This is a genomic window from Pantoea sp. VS1, from assembly GCF_002207995.1.
Lineage (GTDB): Bacteria > Pseudomonadota > Gammaproteobacteria > Enterobacterales > Enterobacteriaceae > Pantoea > Pantoea dispersa.
Genome location: NZ_NHZE01000017.1, coordinates 121250 through 142213 on the forward strand (window position 1 = coordinate 121250; position 20964 = coordinate 142213).

Sequence of the window (20964 nt, forward strand, 5' to 3'; positions counted from 1 at the left end):
GAGTCTGATATGGCCCAGTCTGACGTTTTCCACCTTGGCATCACCAAAGCCGATTTGAAAGGAGCCACGCTGGCGATTGTTCCTGGCGATCCGGAGCGCGTGAAGAAAATCGCGGCGCTGATGGAGAATCCACAGCACCTCGCGTCGCATCGTGAATTCACCACCTGGCTGGCGGAGATCGACGGCAAACCGGTGGTTGTCTGTTCCACCGGCATCGGCGGTCCGTCCACCTCTATCGCCGTTGAAGAGCTGGCGCAGCTGGGCGTGCGTACCTTCCTGCGTGTGGGTACCACCGGCGCGATTCAGCCACACATCAACGTGGGCGATGTGCTGGTGACCACCGCCTCGGTCCGTCTGGACGGTGCCAGCCTGCACTTTGCGCCGATGGAATTCCCGGCGGTGGCTGACTTCGCCTGCACCACCGCGCTGGTGGCCGCGGCAGAAGCCTGCGGTGCGACCACGCATATTGGTGTCACCGCCTCGTCAGACACCTTCTATCCTGGCCAGGAGCGCTACGACACCTTCTCCGGACGCGTGGTGAGCCGCTTCCAGGGCTCGATGAAAGAGTGGCAGCAAATGGGCGTGCTTAACTATGAGATGGAATCCGCTACACTGTTAACCATGTGCGCCAGTCAGGGACTGCGTGCCGGCATGGTGGCTGGCGTCATCGTGAATCGCACGCAAAAAGAGATCCCGGATGCGGCCACCATGAAGCAGACAGAAAGCGATGCGGTGAAAATTGTGGTGGATGCCGCGCGTCGTTTACTTTAGCGCGCCAGTCAGGGAATGATTTCGAGACCAGGCTTATAGGGAGCTCAGCAATTGCCTGATTAGAATGCGCGCAATTTCAGCCGATTCTGAGAAATTTCCTATGCGCAAAACGATCTCTGTCCCACGTCCGGGTTTTACCAGCCGCCCTGCTGCAATGCAGGCCCGCGTTGAGAGTGCCGCCGCGCGCTTTCGTCAGGCAATGGCCGCGTCAGATTATCCTCTGGCGCGCCAATGCTGCGAAGAAGTGCTGCGCGTCATGCCTAACCAGATGCAGGTGCTCAGCGACTACGCGCTGACGCTGATGCGCGTCGGCGAACATAAAAAATCCTACAAGATTTACCAGAAAATCTATCAGGCACCGGCGGCGCAGCGCGCGCAGGCGTCGGAAACCTGGCTGGATGGCCTGACGGAAGTGTGTGGCTGGCTGGATAAGACAGATGAAGTGGCGCGTTATGGCCTCGAATCGCTCACCCAATCCGACGTGCGTTTCAGTCAGGGCGCGAAAGCGACTTTTCCCGCACCGGCACCTGCGCCGATTAACCGCAGCAATCCGGCAGAAAATATCATCTCCTTCAGCCTGTATGGCGGTCAGCCGCGCTATTGCGAAACCCTGATTAAAAACGTTGAGGTGGCGCGCGAGCTCTATCCGGACTGGATGTGCCGCATCTATCTCGACGATAGCGTGCCGCAGCACGTGTGGCAGCGCCTGACCCAGCCAAACACCCAACTGGTGGATATGTCGCAGGAGAAAACCATTTTCCCTACGCTGTGGCGCTTTCTGGTGATGGACGATGCCAGCGTAAAACGCTACATCGTGCGCGATGCGGATTCGCTGCTGTCAGAGCGCGAAGTGGCGGCCGTCGAAGCCTGGCTGGCTTCGCCATTCTGGTTCCACCACATGCGCGATTACTACTCGCACACCGAGCTGTTGCTGGCCGGCATGTGGGGCGGCTGTCACGGCGTGTTTCACAACGTGGAGCAGCAGATGCGCGACTTTATCGCGCAGTATGACGGCAGCGAGCGCTTTACCGACCAGTACTTCCTCAAGGTAGCGCTGTGGCCGACGGTGCGCGACAGCATCCTCAATCACGACGATATCTTTCACTTCCACCACGCGCAGCCGTGGCCGGCGCATGCGCCGATTCGCTGGCAGACCGACAGCTTCCACGTCGGCAGCAACGCCGGTTTCGCCAGCATGGCCGGCAAAGTGGCCAACGCCGAAAATGGCCAGCAGCAGGTGGAGCTGACCTACGGCGGCAACAGCTGGTGCTATCCGGCGAAGGTGAAAAGCGACAGCGAATGGGTGCTGCCGATGCCGTTTTTCCTGATTGACGCCTGGAAAGCGGGCGACCTGACCGTACGCGCCCTGTAGTTACCCGGACGGTGCCTATCGCGCCCGCGATAAAATCCGCGGGTTGCCATGAATGTTCTGGACATTCATACAGTGGCGCTCTACCTTCTCCTCAGCGAGACGATCCGCGGGGGGATTATGGATCAGCAACTTATCATCAGCGGCGCGCTGGCGCTGGCCGGTTTGGGCATTGGCTGGATTATTGCCCAGCTGCGCGCCGGCCATCAGCACGCCAGCTTCACCACCGAACGCCGCCTGCTGGAACAGGCGCAGCAGCGTCAGCAGCAGCAGCTGGAACAGCTGCAACAGCAACTGCAGCAGCGCGAACAGGAGCTGCGCCAGCTTCACGGCACGCTAAGCGGCGCGCAGGAGCGCCTGCAGCAGCTGGATTACTGGCGGGCCGAGAGTGAGCAGCTCAGCCGCGAGCTGCGTAATCAGCTGGAAGTTAACAGCGCGCAGGAAGCCGAACTGCGGGAAGTCACCATTCGATTAGAAGAGACGCGTTTCGCCGCTGAGGAGAAGCAGCGTCTGCTGACCAACAGCGAACAGCGCCTGAGTGCGCAGTTTGAAAACCTCGCCAACCGAATCTTCGAAAACAGCGGAAAACGCGTCGACGAGCAGAACCGGCAGAGCCTCAACAGCCTGATCGGCCCGCTGCGCGAACAGCTGGATGGCTTCCGCCGCCAGGTCAACGATAGCTTCGGCCAGGAAGCGCGTGAACGCCACACGCTGGCGCACGAAATTCGTCAGCTGCAGCAGCTCAACGCGCAGATGGCGCAGGAAGCGATCAACCTCACCAAAGCGCTGAAGGGCGACAATAAAATTCAGGGCAACTGGGGCGAAGTGGTGCTCAGCCGGGTGCTGGAGGCCTCAGGCCTGCGCGAAGGCTACGAGTACCAGACTCAGGTCAGCGTGCAGCTGGAGCAGCAGGGCCGTATGCAACCGGATGTGATTGTGCGTCTGCCGCAGGGTAAAGATGTGGTAATTGACGCCAAAATGACGCTGATTGCCTATGAGCGCTACTTCAACGCCGACGATGAGCTGACGCGCGAACAGGCGATTCAGGAGCATATCAACGCAGTGCGCGGCCATATCCGGCTGCTGGGGCGTAAAGATTATCAACAATTGCCCGGTTTACGCTCGCTGGATTATGTGCTGATGTTTATTCCGGTCGAACCGGCGTTTCTGCTGGCGATCGACCGCCAGCCGGAGCTGATCAGCGAAGCGCTGCAGCAAAACATTATGCTGGTCAGCCCGACCACGCTGCTGGTGGCGCTGCGCACTATCAATAATCTGTGGCGCTATGAGCATCAGAGCCGTAATGCCCAGCGCATCGCCGACCGCGCTGCGCGCTTGTACGACAAGATGCGGCTGTTTGTCGATGACATGAGCGGCATCGGGCATAGCCTCGACAAAGCGCAGCAGAGTTATCAGCTGGCGATGAAAAAGCTGGCGCAGGGGCGCGGCAACCTGATCGCTCAAAGCGAGTCGTTTCGTGCGCTTGGCGTGGAGATCAAACGGCCCATCAACCCCCAGCTGGCAGAGCAGGCGCAGCCCGACGCGGCGGATGATACATGGGCCGATGACAGCGAGCCCGCTGAAAATGCGGCAGATTCTTCCGCCGCATCCCTGCGCCGCATCAACGAATAACACGCCGGTGGCGTGCTCGGATCGCCCGACTCTGATACACTTCGGGAAGTATTGTTTGTGGAACAGGTAAAACCGATGGCAGATGAATCACAGCAGGAAACTACCCATTTTGGCTTTCAGACCGTCGCCAAAAGTGAAAAGGCCGATAAAGTCGCGGACGTGTTTCACTCCGTCGCGGCGAAATATGATCTGATGAACGATCTGATGTCGTTCGGCATCCATCGCGTCTGGAAGCGTTTTACCATCGACAGCAGCGGCGTGCGCCGCGGTCAGCGCGTCCTGGATCTGGCCGGCGGTACCGGCGATCTGACGGCAAAATTCTCGCGCCTGGTCGGTGAAACCGGTCAGGTGGTGCTGGCGGACATCAACAGCTCGATGCTGAAGATGGGACGCGAAAAGCTGCGCAATCTCGGCGTAACCGGCAACGTCAGCTACGTGCAGGCTAACGCAGAAGCGCTGCCGTTCCCGGATAACTATTTCGACTGCATCACCATCTCCTTCGGCCTGCGTAACGTGACCGAAAAAGAGAAGGCGCTGGCGTCGATGTTCCGCGTGCTCAAGCCGGGCGGCCGTCTGCTGGTGCTGGAGTTCTCTAAACCGGTTTTCGATCCGCTGAGCAAAGCCTACGACACTTACTCTTTCCACATTCTGCCGCGCATCGGCCAGCTGGTGGCAAAAGACGCGGAGAGCTATCGCTATCTGGCGGAGTCGATTCGTATGCATCCGGATCAGGAAACCCTGAAGGCGATGATGAACGACGCGGGCTTTGAAAATACCAGCTACTACAACATGACCGGCGGCATTGTGGCGCTGCATCGTGGCTTTAAGTTCTGATTAATCATGACTTTTACCCCTCTCATCACCGGCGGTCTTGAGACCGCCCTGAACCGTGTGTTGTACCGCGATCGCAGTCTGAAAACCGCACGCCAGCGTCTGGCCGGCAAAGTCCTGCTACTGCGCCTGCAGGAGCTGGATTTTCCGCTGGTGCTGGTGTTCAGTGAAAACCAGCTGGATGTGCTGAGTGACTGGCAGGACCGCAGCGACTGTAACGTCAGCCTGCGTTTCAGCACGCTGCCTAAGCTGCGCGATCGTCAGCAGCTGACCAGCCTGATTCGCAGCGGTGAGCTGGACGTGGAAGGCGATCTGCAGGTGGTACAGCAATTCTCCGCGCTGATGGATCTGGCTGAACTCGACCCGGCCGAATATCTCGCGCCGTGGGTGGGCGACATTGCGGCACAGGGCATCAGCCAGGCCGCTCAGCGTGCGCTGGCCCAGCTCAAACAGCAGGTCACCCGCCGTCAGGATTATCTGGGGCAGGTGCTGACCGAAGAGTGGCGCGTGGCACCGGGGGCGCTGGAGCAGGCGTGGTTTTGTGAGGAGGTAGAAGCGATGGAACGTGCGCTTAATGCGTTTGAGGCGCGTTTGGCACAGCTGGAGGCGAAATGACGCTGGGAGAAATTCGGCGCTTATACTTCATTATCAAAGTTTTTCTGACCTACGGGCTGGATGAACTGATTCCGCATATGCGCATTACGCTGCCGCTGCGGCTGTGGCGGCGCTGTGTTTTCTGGATCCCCAACCGGCACAAAGAAGCCGAGATGGGCATCCGTCTGCGTCTGGCCATGGAGCAGCTCGGTCCGGTTTGGATCAAGTTCGGTCAGATGCTCTCGACGCGGCGCGACCTGTTCCCGCCGAAAATTGCCGATGAGCTGGCGATTCTGCAGGACCGCGTGGCGCCGTTCGACGGCGTGAAAGCCAAAGCGCAGATTGAGCGTTCGATTGGCGGCCCGGTGGAAACCTGGTTCGACGACTTTGATATCAAACCGCTGGCATCGGCTTCGATCGCCCAGGTGCATACCGCGACGCTGAAATCCAACGGCCGCGAAGTGGTGATCAAAGTGATTCGCCCGGATATCCTGCCGGTGATCAAAGCTGACATGAAGCTGATTTACCGCCTGGCGCGCTGGGTGCCACGTCTGCTGCCGGACGGTCGCCGTCTGCGTCCGATGGAAGTGGTGCGCGACTACGAAAAAACGCTGATTGATGAACTCAATCTGCTGCGTGAAGCTGCCAATGCGATTCAGCTGCGCCGCAACTTTGACCAGAGCCGCATGCTGTACGTGCCGGAAGTGTTTTCCGACTACTGCAGCGAAACCATGCTGGTGATGGAGCGCATTTACGGCATTCCTATCTCCGACGTCGCCACGCTGGAGCAGCACGGCGTCAACATGAAGCTGCTGGCCGAACGCGGCGTGCAGGTGTTCTTCACCCAAGTGTTCCGCGACAGCTTCTTCCACGCCGATATGCATCCCGGCAACATCTTCGTCAGCTACGAGCATCCGGAAGATCCGCAGTATATCGGCATTGACTGCGGCATCGTTGGCTCGCTGAACAAAGAAGATAAGCGCTACCTGGCGGAAAACTTCATCGCCTTCTTCAACCGCGACTACCGCAAAGTGGCCGAGCTGCACGTCGACTCGGGCTGGGTACCGCCGGATACCAACGTGGAAGATTTTGAGTTCGCGATTCGCACCGTGTGCGAGCCGATTTTCGAAAAGCCGCTGGCGGAAATCTCCTTTGGTCACGTGCTGCTCAATCTGTTCAACACAGCGCGCCGTTTCAATATGGAAGTGCAGCCGCAGCTGGTGCTGCTGCAGAAAACCCTGCTGTACATCGAGGGCATTGGTCGTCAGCTCTATCCGCAGCTCGATCTGTGGAAAACCGCCAAGCCGTTCCTGGAGGACTGGATTAAGGATCAGATCGGCATTCCGGCCATCCTGCGGGCGGTGAAAGAGAAGGCGCCGTTCTGGGCGGAGAAACTGCCGGAGCTGCCGGAGCTTTTTTACGACAGTATGCGCCAGCACAAGTTATTGCAGCACAGTGTCGATAAACTCGTCACCGATTTGAACGCGCAGCGCACCCGTCATCATCAGGCACGTTATCTGTTTGGCGTCGGGGCTACACTGTTATTAAGTGGCACCGCCGTGCTGTTGAGCCGGCCTGACTGGGACTTCTTCCCGGCGCTGTTAATGGCCGCCGGCATCGTCACCTGGCTCATCGGCTGGCGCAAGACAAACTGATTGTCTGCCTGGTGCAAATCGCGTAATGTCGCAGGCTTAAGTCCGGGTAAAAACGGACTTTCTGTGCGTTACAGTTAACCGTTTTTCACAGAATATTAGAGGCATATCTCATGGGCGGTATCAGTATTTGGCAATTGTTAATCATTGCCGTCATTGTTGTACTTCTGTTCGGTACCAATAAGCTTCGTAACCTGGGTTCGGATTTAGGCTCTTCCATTCGCGGCTTCAAAAAAGCCATGAGCGATGAAGACGAGAAAAAGGATCAACCGAAAGAGCAGGACGCTGACTTCAACGCCAAACTGGCAGACAAACAGCACACCCCGGCGAGCAAAGACGACGCCCGGGACAAGTAAGGTAAAACTGTGTTCGATATTGGTTTTAGTGAACTGGTATTGGTGTTCGTGATCGGGCTGATTGTTCTGGGCCCGCAGCGCTTACCGGTTGCGGTGAAAACCGTCGTTGGCTGGATCCGAGCCATTCGCTCGCTGGCTGCTAATGTGCAGAACGAACTGGCGCAGGAGCTGAAACTGCAGGAGCTGCAGGACAGCCTGAAAAAGGTCGAAGAGGCAGGACGCGGCACGCTGTCGCCGGAGCTGAAGCAATCCATGGAAGAGCTGCGTAAAACCGCGGACTCCATGAAGCGCTCGGTGCAGCAGAGCATCGATATCGAAAAAGCGGAAGATGAAGCCAACACCATTCATCAGCCGCCCGCTGCTGCGCCACAGCCCGCTGCCGCACCGCAGCCCGCTGAGCCGCACAGCGTCGTGACGCCGGCCAGCGCGGCGCATCAGGCCAGCGCCCCGGCGCAGGCGCCGCAGCCTGCACCAGCCACCAGCCACAGCGATTCCGTCGCGCCTGCGACCACTCCTCCCGTAAAAGATGAACGATAAACATGGCCGTTGAAGATACCCAACCGCTCATCAGCCACCTGATTGAGCTGCGCAAACGTCTGCTGAACTGCATCATCGCGGTGTTTGTTATCTTCCTGTGTCTGGTTTACTTCGCCAACGACATCTATCACGCGGTGGCAGCGCCGCTGATCAGCCAGATGCCCGCCGGTGCCAGCATGATCGCCACCGACGTGGCCTCACCGTTCTTTACGCCGATCAAACTGACCATCATTGTGTCGGTGTTTCTTGCGGTGCCGGTGATTCTTTATCAGGTCTGGGCGTTTGTCGCCCCCGCGCTGTATCGCCATGAGCGCCGCCTGGTGATGCCGCTGCTGTTCTCCAGTACGCTGCTGTTTTATGTCGGCGTGGCCTTTGCCTACTTCATCGTGTTCCCGCTGGCGTTTGGCTTCTTCGCCAAAACCGCGCCGCAGGGCGTCACCATCGCCACGGACATCACTAACTACCTCGACTTTGTCATGACGCTGTTCATGGCGTTTGGCGTGGCGTTTGAGGTGCCGATTGCCATCGTGCTGCTGTGCTGGACCGGCATTACCAGCCCGGACGATCTGAAAAAGAAACGGCCGTATATTCTGGTCGGCGCGTTCGTGGTTGGGATGTTGCTCACACCGCCGGACGTTTTCTCGCAAACTTTGCTCGCTATTCCGATGTACTGCCTGTTTGAAGTCGGCGTATTCTTCTCCCGCTACTATGTGGGTAAAGGACGTCAGGCGGCAGACGACGAGGAACAGAACCCCGACGCCTGATGTCTTTTATGCAGGGCATCCCGCTGATGGGGTGATGATGAATCTTAACCGCCCGCCTGCCGGGCGGTTTTTCTATCCGTCGCTTTAAGACGGAATGGGGAGCAAACATGTTTGATATCGGTGTAAACCTGACCAGCACGCAATTCGCAAAAGATCGCGATCAGGTGGTAAAACGCGCGCGCGAAGCAGGCGTCACCGGCCTGTTAATCACCGGCACCAATGCCCTGGAGAGCCAGCAGGCGCGTCAGCTGGCGACCCGGCACGCGGGCTACTGCTGGTCGACCGCCGGCGTGCACCCGCATCATGCCAGCGAGTGGTCGGCGGAAACCGCCAGTACGCTGCGCCGCCTGGCTGACAGCGAGCAGGTGGTCGCGATTGGTGAATGCGGACTCGACTTCAACCGGAATCTTTCCGCGCACGAGCAGCAGGAGTACGCGTTTGATGCGCAGCTCCAGCTGGCGGCAGAACTGCAGCTGCCGGTGTTTTTACACTGTCGTGAGGCGCATGAACGTTTTCTGGCGGTGCTGCAGCCGTGGCTGCCGAAACTGGTGGGCGCGGTGGTGCACTGTTTTACCGGCACGCGTGACGAGCTGGAAGCCTGCCTGGCGCTGGGTTTATCGGTGGGCATTACCGGCTGGGTGTGCGATGAACGGCGCGGAATGGCGCTGCGTGACATGCTGCCGCTGATTCCGGCAGATCGTCTGCTGCTGGAGACGGACGCGCCCTATCTGCTGCCGCGCGATATGCGTCCGCGTCCGACCTCGCGCCGTAACGAACCCTGCTTTCTGCCGCATATCGTTCAGCAGGTGGCGCACTGGCGTGGTGAACAGCCAGACGCACTGGCGGCACGCGTCGACCACAACGCACGTCAGCTATTCAGGCTGGCTTAAACCTTACGGAACTGCTTGTTGTCCACGCTGCGCATCACCTGTTTATTCAGCAGGTTAAGCAGCAGGATTGAGCGGGTTTCACCATCGGGCTCGGCAAAGATAGCGCGCAGCCCTTCAAAGGTGCCGTCGGTGATCAGCACTTCATCACCGACCTGCGGCGTTTCCGGATCCAGCAGGATCTGCGGCGCATCGGTTTGCAGCGCTTCGATCACTTCATACGGCACCGTCGCGGGCATGGCGCCAAAGCGCACAAAGTGGCTGACGCCACGCGTGCTGCTGATGGTGGTGGTGTGAATCGCTTCCGGATCGAATTCGATAAACAGATAGTTGGGAAACAGCGGCTCACTCACGGTGGTGCGTTTGCCGCGCACAATCTTCTCCAGAGCGATCATCGGGCTGAGGCAATTCACCTCCTGCCGCTCAAGATGCTCCTTCGCGCGCAACAGCTGACCACGTTTGCAATAGAGTAAGTACCAGGATTCCATAACTGCTCCCAAATAATGGACGCTAAGAATAACAAACCTGTTGTCAGAGTTATAGCGCATCGGCGGCCGGAAACCCGGTCACACAAGAAAAATCTCTACGAATTTTCCGATTGGTGCGGCGAACTAACGCTTTTCAGCAAGAAAATTGACGTCTGGCGATCATCTGTATCAGACTGCCAACCCATTAGACGAAGAAAAAGGACGGGCTGATGGAACTGTTTTTACTGAGCAATGGCAAAGTGGCCGACGATGCGCCGCTGCTGAGCTATGCGCATCCGCAGTTGCACGCGATGATTGCCCAGCGCGGCATCACCTCGGCGGTGCTGGTGCCCTACGCCATTATTCGTGACGATCACGCCCAGCGTGCGCAGGCGTTGTCTCAGTCACTGGGCATTCCGGTGCGCACGGTACACGAGTTCGAGACACCGGTTGCGGCCATTGAGCAGGCGGAGCTGATTCTGGTGAGCGGCGGCAATACCTGGCTGCTGAACCAGATGCTGCACGAGCAGGGGCTGATCGTGGCGATTCAGCGCGCAGTGCGCGAGCGCGACGTCCCTTACGTTGGCTGGAGCGCGGGCTGCAACGTGGCGACGCCGTCGATTCGCACCACCAATGATATGCCGGTACGCAGCAGCGTGGTGCTGCCTGCGCTGGGGCTGTTCCCGGTGCAAATCAATCCTCACTATCTTGATGCGCACGTCAGCGGCCATATGGGCGAAACCCGTGATGAGCGTCTGGCCGAGTTCTGCGCGGTGAATCCGCAGGAGTCGGTGATTGCGCTGCGTGAAGCCAGCTTCCTGCACGTCAGTGAGAACCGTCTGCGCTACTACAGCGCGCGCGGTGAAGATTTCAAAGTGTTCCGTCACGGTGAAGCGATTGCCGCTTATCACGATGTGCTGGCCCTGCAGTCGCTGGTGCCGTTTTCCTGTCAGCCCGCCTGACGCAGAAACTCAAACACGCTGGCGTGAACAAACTTATAATGACGCTTCACTCTGGCCGGAAGACTAACGCCGCATGAAATATCAGGATTTACGAGACTTTCTCGCGCTGCTGGAACAGCGCGGCGAGTTAAAGCGCATCACTCAGGAGATCGATCCTGTCCTCGAGATGACCGAAATCGCCGACCGCACGCTGCGGGCCGGTGGCCCGGCGCTGCTGTTCGAAAACCCGAAGGGCTACAGCATGCCGGTGCTGTGCAACCTGTTTGGCACGCCGAAGCGCGTGGCAATGGGTATGGGCCAGGAAGAGGTCAGCGCGCTGCGCGAGGTGGGTAAGCTGCTGGCGTTTCTGAAAGAGCCGGAGCCGCCGAAAGGGTTTCGCGATCTGTTCGATAAGATGCCGCAGTTCAAACAGGTGCTGAACATGCCGACCAAACGGCTGCGTAATGCGCCGTGTCAGGAAGAGATTTTCAGCGGTGACGAGGTCGATCTGGCGCGCATCCCGGTCATGAAATGCTGGCCGGGCGATGCGGCGCCGCTGATTACCTGGGGTTTAACCGTCTCGCGTGGACCGCATAAAGAGCGGCAGAATCTCGGCATTTATCGTCAGCAGGTGATTGGTAAAAACCGGGTGATCATGCGCTGGCTGTCGCATCGCGGTGGCGCGCTGGATTTTCAGGAGTGGTGCAAAGCGCATCCCGGTGAACGCTTCCCGGTGGCGGTGGCGCTGGGCGCCGATCCGGCCACCATTCTTGGTGCGGTGACGCCGGTGCCGGATACGCTATCGGAATATGCGTTTGCCGGTCTGCTGCGCGGCAACAAAACCGAGGTGGTAAAGTGCGTCTCGAACGATCTGGAAGTGCCGGCCAGCGCCGAAATCGTGCTGGAAGGCTACATCGAACCGGGTGACATGGCGCCGGAAGGGCCGTACGGCGATCACACCGGCTACTACAATGAAGTAGACAGCTTCCCGGTGTTTACCGTGACGCACGTGACCCAGCGACGCAACCCGATTTACCACTCCACCTACACCGGCCGTCCGCCGGATGAGCCCGCGGTACTGGGCGTGGCGCTGAACGAAGTGCTGGTGCCGATTCTGATCAAACAGTTCCCGGAGATTGTGGATTTCTATCTGCCGCCGGAAGGTTGCTCTTATCGCCTCGCGGTAGTGACGATTAAAAAACAGTATGCCGGTCACGCCAAGCGCGTGATGTTCGGCGTGTGGTCGTTCCTGCGCCAGTTTATGTACACCAAGTTTGTGATTGTGTGTGACGATGACGTCAACGCGCGTGACTGGAACGACGTGATTTGGGCCATCACCACGCGGATGGATCCGGCGCGCGATACGGTACTGGTAGAAAACACGCCAATTGACTATCTCGACTTCGCTTCGCCGGTTTCCGGGCTTGGCTCGAAGATGGGACTGGATGCCACCAACAAGTGGCCGGGTGAAACCCAGCGTGAATGGGGGACGCCGATTGTGAAAGATCCTGCGGTTACGGCACGAATTGATGCAATCTGGGATGAGTTAGCGATCTTTGCCGAGCCGCCGCAGCGCTGACGGCGGCTGAGAACCATAAAAAAGGGCACCTATGACGACGTTAAGCTGCAAAGTGACTTCGGTTGAAGCAATTACGGACACGGTTTACCGCGTGCGGTTAATTCCGGCGGCGGATTTTAGCTTCCGCGCCGGCCAGTATCTGATGGTGGTGATGGATGAGCGCGACAAGCGCCCGTTTTCGCTGGCATCGACGCCAATGGAAAAGGACATCATTGAGCTGCACATTGGTGCCTCAGAGCTGAACCTGTACGCCATGGCGGTGATGGATCGCATCAAAAATGATCGGCAGATCACCGTGGATATGCCGCACGGCGACGCCTGGCTGCGTGAAGACAGCGCGCGGCCGATTGTGCTGATTGCCGGCGGCACCGGCTTCTCCTATGCGCGTTCGATTCTGCTGACCGCGCTGGCGCAGCAGCCGGATCGCGATATCGCTATCTACTGGGGCGGCCGCGAGCTGAGACATCTGTACGATCTGGATGAGCTCAATGCGCTGGCGGTGAAGCATCCGAACCTGAAAGTGATTCCGGTGGTGGAGCAGCCGGCGGAGGACTGGCAGGGGCGCAGCGGCACGGTGCTGACCGCAGTAATGCAGGATTATGCCAGCCTGAGCGGACACGATATCTATATTGCTGGCCGGTTTGAGATGGCAAAAATTGCCCGCGAGCGTTTCTGTGCCGAGCGTGGTGCGTTAGAAGCGCAGATGTATGGCGATGCATTTGCCTTTATCTGATGTGTGACGCGGTGCGCATGCACGAGCTGCTGCAAAAAAAAGCCCGCCCGGTTGGGCGGGAACACGTGCAAGTGTAGTGGTCAACGTATTAAACCCGTTCGAATACCGTCGCGATGCCCTGGCCTAAGCCAATGCACATGGTTGCCAGACCAAACTGTGCATCGCGACGCTCCATCAGATTCAGCAACGTGGTGCTGATACGCGCACCGGAACATCCCAGCGGATGCCCGAGTGCGATTGCGCCGCCGTTAAGGTTCACTTTCTCATCCAGCTGCTCCAGCAGCCCTAAATCTTTCAGGCACGGCAGCGTCTGCGCGGCGAAGGCTTCATTGAGCTCGAACAGATCGATATCCTGCACGCTCAGCCCGGCGCGCTTCAGCGCCAGCTTACTGGCCGGTACCGGACCGTAACCCATGATCGACGGATCGCAGCCGACCACCGCCATGCTGCGGATGCGTGCGCGCGGCGACAGCCCCAGTTCGCGCGCCCGGCTTTCGCTCATGATTAGCATGGCGGCCGCGCCGTCGGACAGCGCCGACGAACTGCCGGCGGTAACCGTGCCGTTGACCGGATCGAACGCCGGACGCAGCGCGGCTAAGCCTTCAAGGCTGGTGTCTTCGCGAATCACTTCATCGCTGTCATAGCGTTTCAGCACGCCATCGGCATCGTGGCCGTAGGTCGGCACGATTTCGCGTTTGAAATCACCGCGCTGAGTGGCGGACGCAGCGCGCTGGTGTGAACGCAGCGCAAAAGCGTCCTGCTGTTCACGGCTGATGTGGTGCATGCGCGCCAGCATCTCGGCGGTCAGCCCCATCATGCCCGCCGCTTTCGCCACGGTACGCCCCAGGCCGGGATGAAAATCCACGCCGTGGTTCATCGGTACGTGGCCCATATGTTCCACGCCGCCAATCAGACAGCTGTGGGCATCGCCGACCATAATCGCGCGCGCCGCATCGTGCAGCGCCTGCATGGACGAGCCGCACAGGCGATTGACGGTGCTGGCCGGCACGCGATGCGGGATCTCCGCCAGCAGCGCGGCGTTGCGGGCGATATTAAAGCCCTGTTCCAGCGTCTGCTGCACGCAGCCCCAGATAATGTCATCCAGCGCGGCGGCATCGACGGCCGGATTGCGGCTGAGGAGTTCGCGCATCAGATGGGCGGAGAGATCCTCGGCGCGCACCTGGCGAAAGGCGCCGCCTTTGGAACGGCCCATCGGCGTGCGCACGGCATCAACAATCACTACGTTTTCCATGTTCATTACCTCAGGCAGTTTGCAGCGCCGCTGCGTCAATCGGTTGAGCGACGGGATACCAGCTCTGATGCTGGTGGGCTTTCTGAACCAGCAGCTCAGGCAGCGCGTACAGCGGGCCGAGCGCGAGGTAGCGTTTAGCCTGATCGACGACATTGCTGATGCCCAGCGTGTCCATATAGCGGAACGCGCCACCGCGGAACGGCGGGAAGCCTAAGCCATACACCAGCGCCATATCCGCCTCGGCGGGCGAAGCAATGATGTTTTCTTCGAGGCAGCGCACCACTTCGTTGAGCATCGGCAGCATCATGCGGTTGGCGATCTCTTCATCGCTGAATACCCGCTTCGGTTCACATACCGGCTCCAGCAGCGCATCGACCTCCACATCGGCGCGCTTCTGCGCTTTGCCTTTTTTGTCCTGTTCCCAGCGGTAAAAGCCCTGGCCATTTTTCTGGCCGTAGCGTTTGGCTTCAAACAGCACATCAATGGCATCGCGGTAATCTTTCTGCATCCGCGATGGGAAGCCCTGCGCCATCACCTGTTGTGCATGATGCGCGGTATCAATGCCCACCACGTCCAGCAGCCACGCCGGCCCCATCGGCCAGCCAAACTGCTTCTCCATCACTTTATCGATCTGGCGGAAGTCCGCGCCGTCGCGCAGTAGCAGGCTGAAGGCGGCAAAGTAGGGGAACAGCACGCGGTTCACAAAGAAGCCGGGGCAGTCATTCACCACAATCGGCGTTTTGCCCATCTTGCTGGCCCACGCTACCACTTTGCTGATGGTGGCTTCAGAGGTTTGCGCACCGCGAATCACTTCGACCAGCGGCATACGCGGCACCGGATTAAAGAAGTGCATGCCGCAGAAATTTTGCGGACGCTGCAGCGCCTGCGCCAGCTGGCTGATTGGAATGGTGGAGGTATTCGAGGCCAGCACGGCATCATCCCGCAGCTGCTGCTCGGTTTCAGCCAGCACTTTGGCTTTGATTTGCGGGTTCTCGACCACCGCTTCGACCACCACATCGGCGCGATCAAAGCCGCTGTAATCCAGCGTCGGCTGAATGCTCGCCAGCACGCTCGCCAGTTTCGTGCCGTCGATTTTGCCGCGCTCCAGCTGCTTGTTAAGCAGCTTGCTGGCTTCATTCATGCCCAGCGTCAGCGCCTGCGGATTAATATCTTTCATCTTCACCGGCACGCCTTTCCAGGCCGACTGCCAGGCGATCCCGCCGCCCATGATGCCTGCGCCCAGTACCGCCGCCTGCTCTGGCGTGCCGGCCGCGCTGCTGTGTTTCTTCGCCAGGCCTTTTACGTACTGGTCATTGAGGAAGATGCCGACCAGCGCGCGTGCCACATCGCTCTGCGCCAGCGGCACAAAAGCAGCGGTTTCCAGCTTCAGCGCATCATCACGACCTAAGCCCGCTGCCGCTTCGATGGTTCGCACCGCGGCGATCGGAGCCGGATAGTGTTTACCGGCGGTTTGCTGCACCATGCTTTTGGCGAGGGTAAAACTCATCGCGGCTTCAATCGGACTGAGCTTAAGCGGTGCCAGCTTCGGCGCACGACGCGCCTGCCAGCTGCCCTGGGCTATGGCATCCTGCAGCATGGTCAGCGCCGCGCTGCGCAGCTTCTCGCTGCTGACCACCGCATCCACCAGACCGAGCTTCAGCGCGCCCGGGCCATCAATATCTTTACCGGCGGCGATGATCTCCAGCGCGCTGTCGGCACCGAGCAGGCGCGGCAGACGCACGCTGCCGCCGAAGCCCGGCATAATGCCGAGTTTGGTTTCCGGCAGGCCAATGCGCGCGGTGGGCGTGGTCACGCGGAAGTCGGTCGCCAGCACACACTCGCAGCCCCCGCCCAGCGCGTAGCCGTCGATGGCGGCGATGGTCGGCACCGGCAAATCTTCCAGACGATTAAAGATGCTGTTGGCGAATGTCAGCCACTGGCTAAGCTGCTCAGCGGGCGCATCAAACAGCGACAGGAATTCTGTGATATCCGCCCCGACAATAAACGCCGGTTTGGCGGAAGAGAGCAGCAGGCCGCGCAGTGTGCTTTGCTGCTCCAGTACGCTCAGCGCCTCGCCTAAGGCGGCGACGGTTTTGGTATCAAGTTTGTTCACCGAACCGGGCGCATCAAAAACCAGCTCGGCGATGCCATCGTCAAGCCAGTGCACTGAAAGGGTATCGCCTTGGTAGAGCATGTCCGTCTCCTGAAACGCGAAAGGTGATCTGGTCATACCAGATGATCAGGAGTGTGGGTGTCATGTTAATTTTTTGCAAACGAGAGTTTGCTTATTTGATACGGCGATCACAGCGCGCGCAGCACGGCATCCCCCGCGCGGCTGTGCTACACTGCCGCCACTTTCGCGACATCGGAGACAAGTCCATGGATTCACTGAAAACCCTGTATCACGCGCATATCTCAACGCTGCAGCAGCGTGCGCAACAGGTGCTGGCGCGCTTTAAGCTGGACGCCATGCTGATTCATTCAGGCGAGTTGCTGACCGTATTTCTTGACGATCATGACTATCCGTTTAAGGTGAATCCCCAGTTTAAAGCCTGGGTGCCAGTGACGCAGGTGCCCAACTGCTGGCTGTGGATCGATGGCGTGAATAAACCCAAACTGTGGTTCTACTCGCCGGTCGATTACTGGCACAACGTCGAGCCACTGCCGGACAGCTTCTGGACCCAGGATGTTGAGGTCATCGGCCTGAAAAACGCTGACGATATCGCTCAGCTGTTGCCGGCACAGCGCGACAATGTGGCCTATATCGGGCCGGTACCGTCCCGCGCCACCCAGCTGGGCATCCGCAGCGAGGGGATCAATCCTCAGGGCGTCATCGACTTCCTGCATTATCATCGCAGCATCAAAACCGATTACGAGCTGGCCTGTATGCGCGAAGCGCAGAAGCTGGCGGTGGCAGGCCATCGCGCAGCGAAAGAGGCGTTCTTCTCCGGCATGAGCGAGTTTGATATCAATCTTGCCTATCTGACCGCCACCGGCCACCGTGACATTGATGTACCGTATGGCAATATCATCGCGCTGAATGAACATGCTGCGGTGTTGCACTACACCCGGCTTGACCATCAGCCGCCGGCGAAACGTCACAGCTTCCTGATTGATGCCGGCGCAGAGTATCTTGGCTATGCGGCAGACCTGACGCGCAGCTACGCGGCGCAGAGCAAAACGCGCTACGCGGAAATGGTTGCCGCGATGAATAAAGAAGAGCTGGCGCTGATCGCCACGCTGAAAGCCGGCGTGCGCTATACCGATTACCATCTGCAAATGCATCAGCGTATCGCGCGTCTGCTGCTGAAGTTTGAGCTGGTGCAGGGGCTGAGCGAAGAAACGCTGGTGGCGGAAAACCTCACCGGTCCCTTTATGCCGCACGGCCTCGGCCATCCGCTGGGCCTGCAGGTGCACGACGTTGCCGGGTTTATGCAGGACGACAGCGGCACGCATCTGGCGGCGCCATCGCAGTATCCTTATCTGCGCTGTACACGGGTGCTGCAGCCGGGCATGGTGCTGACCATTGAACCGGGCTTCTATATTATCGATTCACTGCTGGCGCCGCTGCGCAGCGGTAAGTTCAGTCAGCACTTTGACTGGCAGGCGATTGATGCCCTGAAGCCGTACGGGGGCATTCGTATTGAGGATAATGTGGTGATTCACGCCAGCCGCATCGAAAACATGACGCGTGACTTGCATCTGGCCTGATGGACGCTTACGACATTCCCGCTGAGGCCGTCAGTCTCAGCGAGGAGACCATCAAAAAGAGCCGCTTTATTACCCTGCTGGCGCATACCGATGGGGTGGCCGCTGCGCGCGCCTTTGTGCAGCAGGTAAAGCACGAACACCCGACCGCGCGGCATCACTGCTGGGCCTGGGTGGCGGGCGCGCCCGATGATTCACAACAGCTGGGGTTTTCTGACGATGGCGAACCCTCCGGCACGGCCGGTAAGCCGATGCTGGCGCAGCTGATGGGCAGCGGCGTGGGCGAGATCACCGCTGTGGTGGTGCGCTATTATGGCGGTATCATGCTGGGCACCGGCGGGCTGGTGAAAGCCTACGGTGGCGGCGTGCAGCAGGGGCTGAAGCTGCTGGCGCGCCAGCGCAAAGTGCCGATGCAATGTTTCACCCTGCAGTGTGACTATGCGCAACTGAGCGATATAGAGCGCCTGCTGCAGCGTTTTGACGGCAGCATTGAACAGAGCCATTATCAGGATCGCATTACGCTACGTCTGGCGTTGCCCCATCCGCAGATTGATGGCTTCAGGCAAAACCTTTCTGATTACAGCCGGGGCGCTTTGGCGCTGATCCCGCTGGACAACTAACCGCATCTGTTTAAAGGAAACGGCTGAATGCATTTTCGCGCCATTACCCGCATCGTGGGCCTGCTGGTGATTCTGTTCTCGGTAACCATGATCCTGCCTGGCTTAGTGGCCCTGATTTATCGCGACGGTGCCGGGCGCGCGTTCAGTCAGACGTTTATGATGGCGATTGTCATCGGTTCGCTGCTGTGGTGGCCCAACCGCAAACAAAAAAGTGAGCTGAAACCGCGTGAAGGCTTTCTGATTGTGGTGCTGTTCTGGACCGTACTGGGCAGCGTGGGGGCAATGCCGTTTATCTTCGCCGAGCAGCCACACCTGTCGGTGACCGACGCCTTTTTTGAATCGTTTTCTGGCTTAACCACCACCGGTGCCACCACGTTGGTGGGGCTCGACTCGCTGCCGAAAGCGATTCTGTTCTATCGTCAGATGCTGCAGTGGCTCGGCGGTATGGGGATCATCGTGCTGGCGGTGGCCATTCTGCCGATTCTTGGCGTCGGCGGTATGCAGCTGTATCGCGCCGAAATGCCGGGGCCGCTGAAAGATAACAAAATGCGCCCGCGCATTGCCGAAACGGCTAAAACCCTGTGGCTGATTTATGTACTGCTAACGGTGGCCTGTGCGCTGGCGCTGTGGCTGGCGGGCATGCCGATGTTTGATGCTATCGGCCACAGCTTCTCGACCATCGCCATCGGCGGTTTTTCTACCCATGATGCCAGCATCGGCTACTTCAATAGCCCGACCATTAATACCATCGTGGCGATTTTCCTGCTGATCTCCGGCTGTAACTACGGCCTGCACTTCTCGTTGCTCAGCGGGCGAAACCTGAAAGTCTACTGGCGCGATCCGGAATTCCGCATGTTCATTGGCGTGCAGCTGACGCTGGTGCTGATTTGTACCCTGGTGCTGTGGTTCCATAATGTCTATTCCAGCGGCTGGCAAACCCTCAATCAGGCGTTCTTCCAGGTGGTATCAATGGCGACGACGGCGGGCTTTACCACCGACAGTATTGCGCGCTGGCCGCTGTTCCTGCCGGTACTACTGCTGTGTTCAGCCTTTATCGGCGGTATGGCGGGTTCGACCGGCGGTGGCCTGAAGGTGATTCGTATTCTGCTGCTGTGCAAGCAGGGGTCGCGCGAACTGAAACGCCTGGTGCATCCCAATGCGGTCTATACCATTAAACTGGGGAACCGTGCGCTGCCGGAACGTATTCTCGAAGCGGTGTGGGGCTTTTTCTCGGCTTACGCGCTGGTGTTTCTGGTCAGCATGCTGGCGATTATCGCCACCGGCGTGGATGACTTCTCGGCCTTCGCCGCAGTGGCGGCGACGCTGAATAACCTTGGCCCGGGTCTGGGTGTGGTGGCAGATAACTTCACGTCGATGAATGATGTCGCCAAGTGGATTTTAATCTCCACCATGCTGTTTGGACGCCTTGAAGTGTTCACGCTGCTGGTGCTGTTCACGCCCACCTTTTGGCGCGAATAATAAAACAGGAATGAGTGATGAAAGCGTTAATTCTTTATTCCAGCCGTGACGGGCAAACCCGTGAAATCGCGGCGCGTATTGCCCGCACGCTGACACCGCAGCAGCTGTGCGATGTGCTGGATCTGGCGCAGGCACCGCAGGTGGAGTGGGCACAGTATGATCGCGTGCTGATTGGCGCTTCGATCCGCTATGGCCATTTCCAGCCTGAGCTGATGAAATTCGTCACGCAACATAAGGCGGAACTGCAGCAGCGCGTCAGCGGCTTTTTCAGCGTCAACCTTACTGCGCGCAAAGCCGATAAGTGCACGCCGGAAACCAATGCCTATACGCGTAAGTTCCTGGCGCAGTCACCGTGGCAACCGGATCGCTGTGCGGTGTTTGCCGGTGCGCTGCGCTATCCACGCTATCGCTGGTTCGATCGCATCATGATTCAGTTCATTATGCGTATGACCGGCGGCGAAACGGATACCACCAAAGAAGTTGAATACACTGACTGGGAGAAAGTCACGCGTTTTGCCCAGGATTTCGCACAGTTACCAGGCAAATTGCCGCAAAATAACGCGTAGTGGTGAAATTTAGGCCGAACGATCATTTTTTTGCAATAAACCCTTGTCAGCCAGAATTAACTCTCTATAATGCGCCACCACTGAGACGGCAAAGCGGCAACGCAGGCGGCTCAGCAGGGCGTGAAGTGATTCACCCCGCCGGAGAAAAACGCTGAAAAAAGTGTTTGACTCTGAAGGAGGAAAGCGTAATATACGCCACCTCGCGACAGCAGGCCGAACGCCGCGT

General features: G+C 58.9%; 21 protein-coding genes. 17 read left to right on the plus strand and 4 right to left on the minus strand.

Translation table 11 applies throughout. The features are described 5' to 3' along the window. Positions 1–9 precede the first annotated feature (9 nt). From udp to tatD, 10 genes are all read left to right on the plus strand, one after another. The gene (gene udp / locus CBW22_RS10120) at positions 10–771 is read left to right on the plus strand and encodes a uridine phosphorylase (RefSeq protein ID WP_021506952.1); all 762 of its coding nucleotides are present in this window, start codon (positions 10–12) and stop codon (positions 769–771) included. A 100-nt stretch (positions 772–871) separates the two neighbouring features. Then, complete coding sequence (locus tag CBW22_RS10125) at positions 872–2143, plus strand: hypothetical protein (protein ID WP_088516579.1); 1272 nt, start codon at positions 872–874, stop codon at positions 2141–2143. Between the two features lie 117 nt (positions 2144–2260). Continuing rightward, positions 2261–3772, plus strand: coding sequence for a DNA recombination protein RmuC (gene rmuC / locus CBW22_RS10130; RefSeq protein WP_021506950.1), 1512 nt, complete (start codon positions 2261–2263; stop codon positions 3770–3772). 75 nt (positions 3773–3847) lie between these two features. Continuing rightward, positions 3848–4606 (plus strand): bifunctional demethylmenaquinone methyltransferase/2-methoxy-6-polyprenyl-1,4-benzoquinol methylase UbiE, encoded by a 759-nt coding sequence (gene ubiE, locus CBW22_RS10135; RefSeq protein WP_021506949.1) that lies wholly within the window; start codon positions 3848–3850, stop codon positions 4604–4606. A 6-nt stretch (positions 4607–4612) separates the two neighbouring features. After that, positions 4613–5218 carry a ubiquinone biosynthesis protein UbiJ gene (gene ubiJ / locus CBW22_RS10140; RefSeq protein ID WP_059012365.1) on the plus strand — a complete coding sequence of 202 codons (606 nt, stop codon included), beginning with the start codon at positions 4613–4615 and terminating at the stop codon, positions 5216–5218. After that, positions 5215–6852 carry a ubiquinone biosynthesis regulatory protein kinase UbiB gene (gene ubiB / locus CBW22_RS10145; protein WP_021506947.1) on the plus strand — a complete coding sequence of 546 codons (1638 nt, stop codon included), beginning with the start codon at positions 5215–5217 and terminating at the stop codon, positions 6850–6852. The genes ubiJ and ubiB overlap by 4 nt, the downstream gene beginning before the upstream one ends. A 110-nt stretch (positions 6853–6962) precedes the next feature. Beyond that, entirely contained in the window at positions 6963–7205 is a 243-nt protein-coding gene (tatA, locus tag CBW22_RS10150) for a Sec-independent protein translocase subunit TatA (protein WP_010618194.1), read from the plus strand. A 9-nt stretch (positions 7206–7214) separates the two neighbouring features. After that, positions 7215–7742 carry a Sec-independent protein translocase protein TatB gene (gene tatB, locus CBW22_RS10155; protein WP_088516580.1) on the plus strand — a complete coding sequence of 176 codons (528 nt, stop codon included), beginning with the start codon at positions 7215–7217 and terminating at the stop codon, positions 7740–7742. A 2-nt stretch (positions 7743–7744) separates the two neighbouring features. Continuing rightward, the gene (tatC, locus tag CBW22_RS10160; protein ID WP_021506945.1) at positions 7745–8506 is read left to right on the plus strand and encodes a Sec-independent protein translocase subunit TatC; all 762 of its coding nucleotides are present in this window, start codon (positions 7745–7747) and stop codon (positions 8504–8506) included. A gap of 107 nt (positions 8507–8613) precedes the next feature. Continuing rightward, complete coding sequence (gene tatD / locus CBW22_RS10165; RefSeq protein WP_058758125.1) at positions 8614–9396, plus strand: 3'-5' ssDNA/RNA exonuclease TatD; 783 nt, start codon at positions 8614–8616, stop codon at positions 9394–9396. Here the strand turns inward: tatD and rfaH are convergent. Then, complete coding sequence (rfaH, locus tag CBW22_RS10170) at positions 9393–9881, minus strand: transcription/translation regulatory transformer protein RfaH (protein WP_031279607.1); 489 nt, start codon at positions 9879–9881, stop codon at positions 9393–9395. The genes tatD and rfaH overlap by 4 nt on opposite strands. Positions 9882–10090: 209 nt before the next feature. Between rfaH and pepE the strand changes: the two genes are divergently transcribed. From pepE to fre, 3 genes are all read left to right on the plus strand, one after another. After that, a complete protein-coding gene (gene pepE, locus CBW22_RS10175) occupies positions 10091–10822 on the plus strand; it encodes a dipeptidase PepE (RefSeq protein WP_058758126.1) in 732 nt (243 codons plus the stop codon). Positions 10823–10895: 73 nt separating this feature from the next. After that, entirely contained in the window at positions 10896–12380 is a 1485-nt protein-coding gene (gene ubiD, locus CBW22_RS10180) for a 4-hydroxy-3-polyprenylbenzoate decarboxylase (RefSeq protein ID WP_021506941.1), read from the plus strand. A 31-nt stretch (positions 12381–12411) separates the two neighbouring features. After that, positions 12412–13113 carry an NAD(P)H-flavin reductase gene (gene fre / locus CBW22_RS10185; protein WP_021506940.1) on the plus strand — a complete coding sequence of 234 codons (702 nt, stop codon included), beginning with the start codon at positions 12412–12414 and terminating at the stop codon, positions 13111–13113. An 88-nt stretch (positions 13114–13201) separates the two neighbouring features. Here fre and fadA read toward each other — a convergent pair whose 3' ends face one another. Together fadA and fadB are read right to left on the minus strand one after the other, a co-directional pair. Continuing rightward, complete coding sequence (gene fadA / locus CBW22_RS10190) at positions 13202–14365, minus strand: acetyl-CoA C-acyltransferase FadA (protein ID WP_088516581.1); 1164 nt, start codon at positions 14363–14365, stop codon at positions 13202–13204. 10 nt (positions 14366–14375) lie between these two features. Beyond that, on the minus strand, positions 14376–16559 hold the full coding sequence (fadB, locus tag CBW22_RS10195) for a fatty acid oxidation complex subunit alpha FadB (protein ID WP_088516582.1): 2184 nt from the start codon (positions 16557–16559) through the stop codon (positions 14376–14378). Positions 16560–16744: 185 nt separating this feature from the next. On the opposite strand from fadB, the gene pepQ reads away from it, so the two are divergent. Genes pepQ through hemG form a run of 4 tightly spaced genes read left to right on the plus strand, consistent with a single transcriptional unit; the run spans position 16745 to position 20738 of the window. Next, entirely contained in the window at positions 16745–18076 is a 1332-nt protein-coding gene (gene pepQ, locus CBW22_RS10200; RefSeq protein ID WP_058758128.1) for a Xaa-Pro dipeptidase, read from the plus strand. Beyond that, positions 18076–18693 carry an IMPACT family protein gene (locus CBW22_RS10205; RefSeq protein ID WP_058758129.1) on the plus strand — a complete coding sequence of 206 codons (618 nt, stop codon included), beginning with the start codon at positions 18076–18078 and terminating at the stop codon, positions 18691–18693. The genes pepQ and CBW22_RS10205 overlap by 1 nt, the downstream gene beginning before the upstream one ends. Before the next feature lie 27 nt (positions 18694–18720). Further along, positions 18721–20172, plus strand: coding sequence for a Trk system potassium transporter TrkH (trkH, locus tag CBW22_RS10210; RefSeq protein ID WP_021506935.1), 1452 nt, complete (start codon positions 18721–18723; stop codon positions 20170–20172). 17 nt (positions 20173–20189) lie between these two features. Further along, a complete protein-coding gene (hemG, locus tag CBW22_RS10215; protein WP_088516583.1) occupies positions 20190–20738 on the plus strand; it encodes a menaquinone-dependent protoporphyrinogen IX dehydrogenase in 549 nt (182 codons plus the stop codon). Between the two features lie 9 nt (positions 20739–20747). Here hemG and CBW22_RS26500 read toward each other — a convergent pair. After that, the coding region (locus tag CBW22_RS26500; RefSeq protein ID WP_217899517.1) for a hypothetical protein at positions 20748–20964 on the minus strand (217 nt) is incomplete at its 5' end.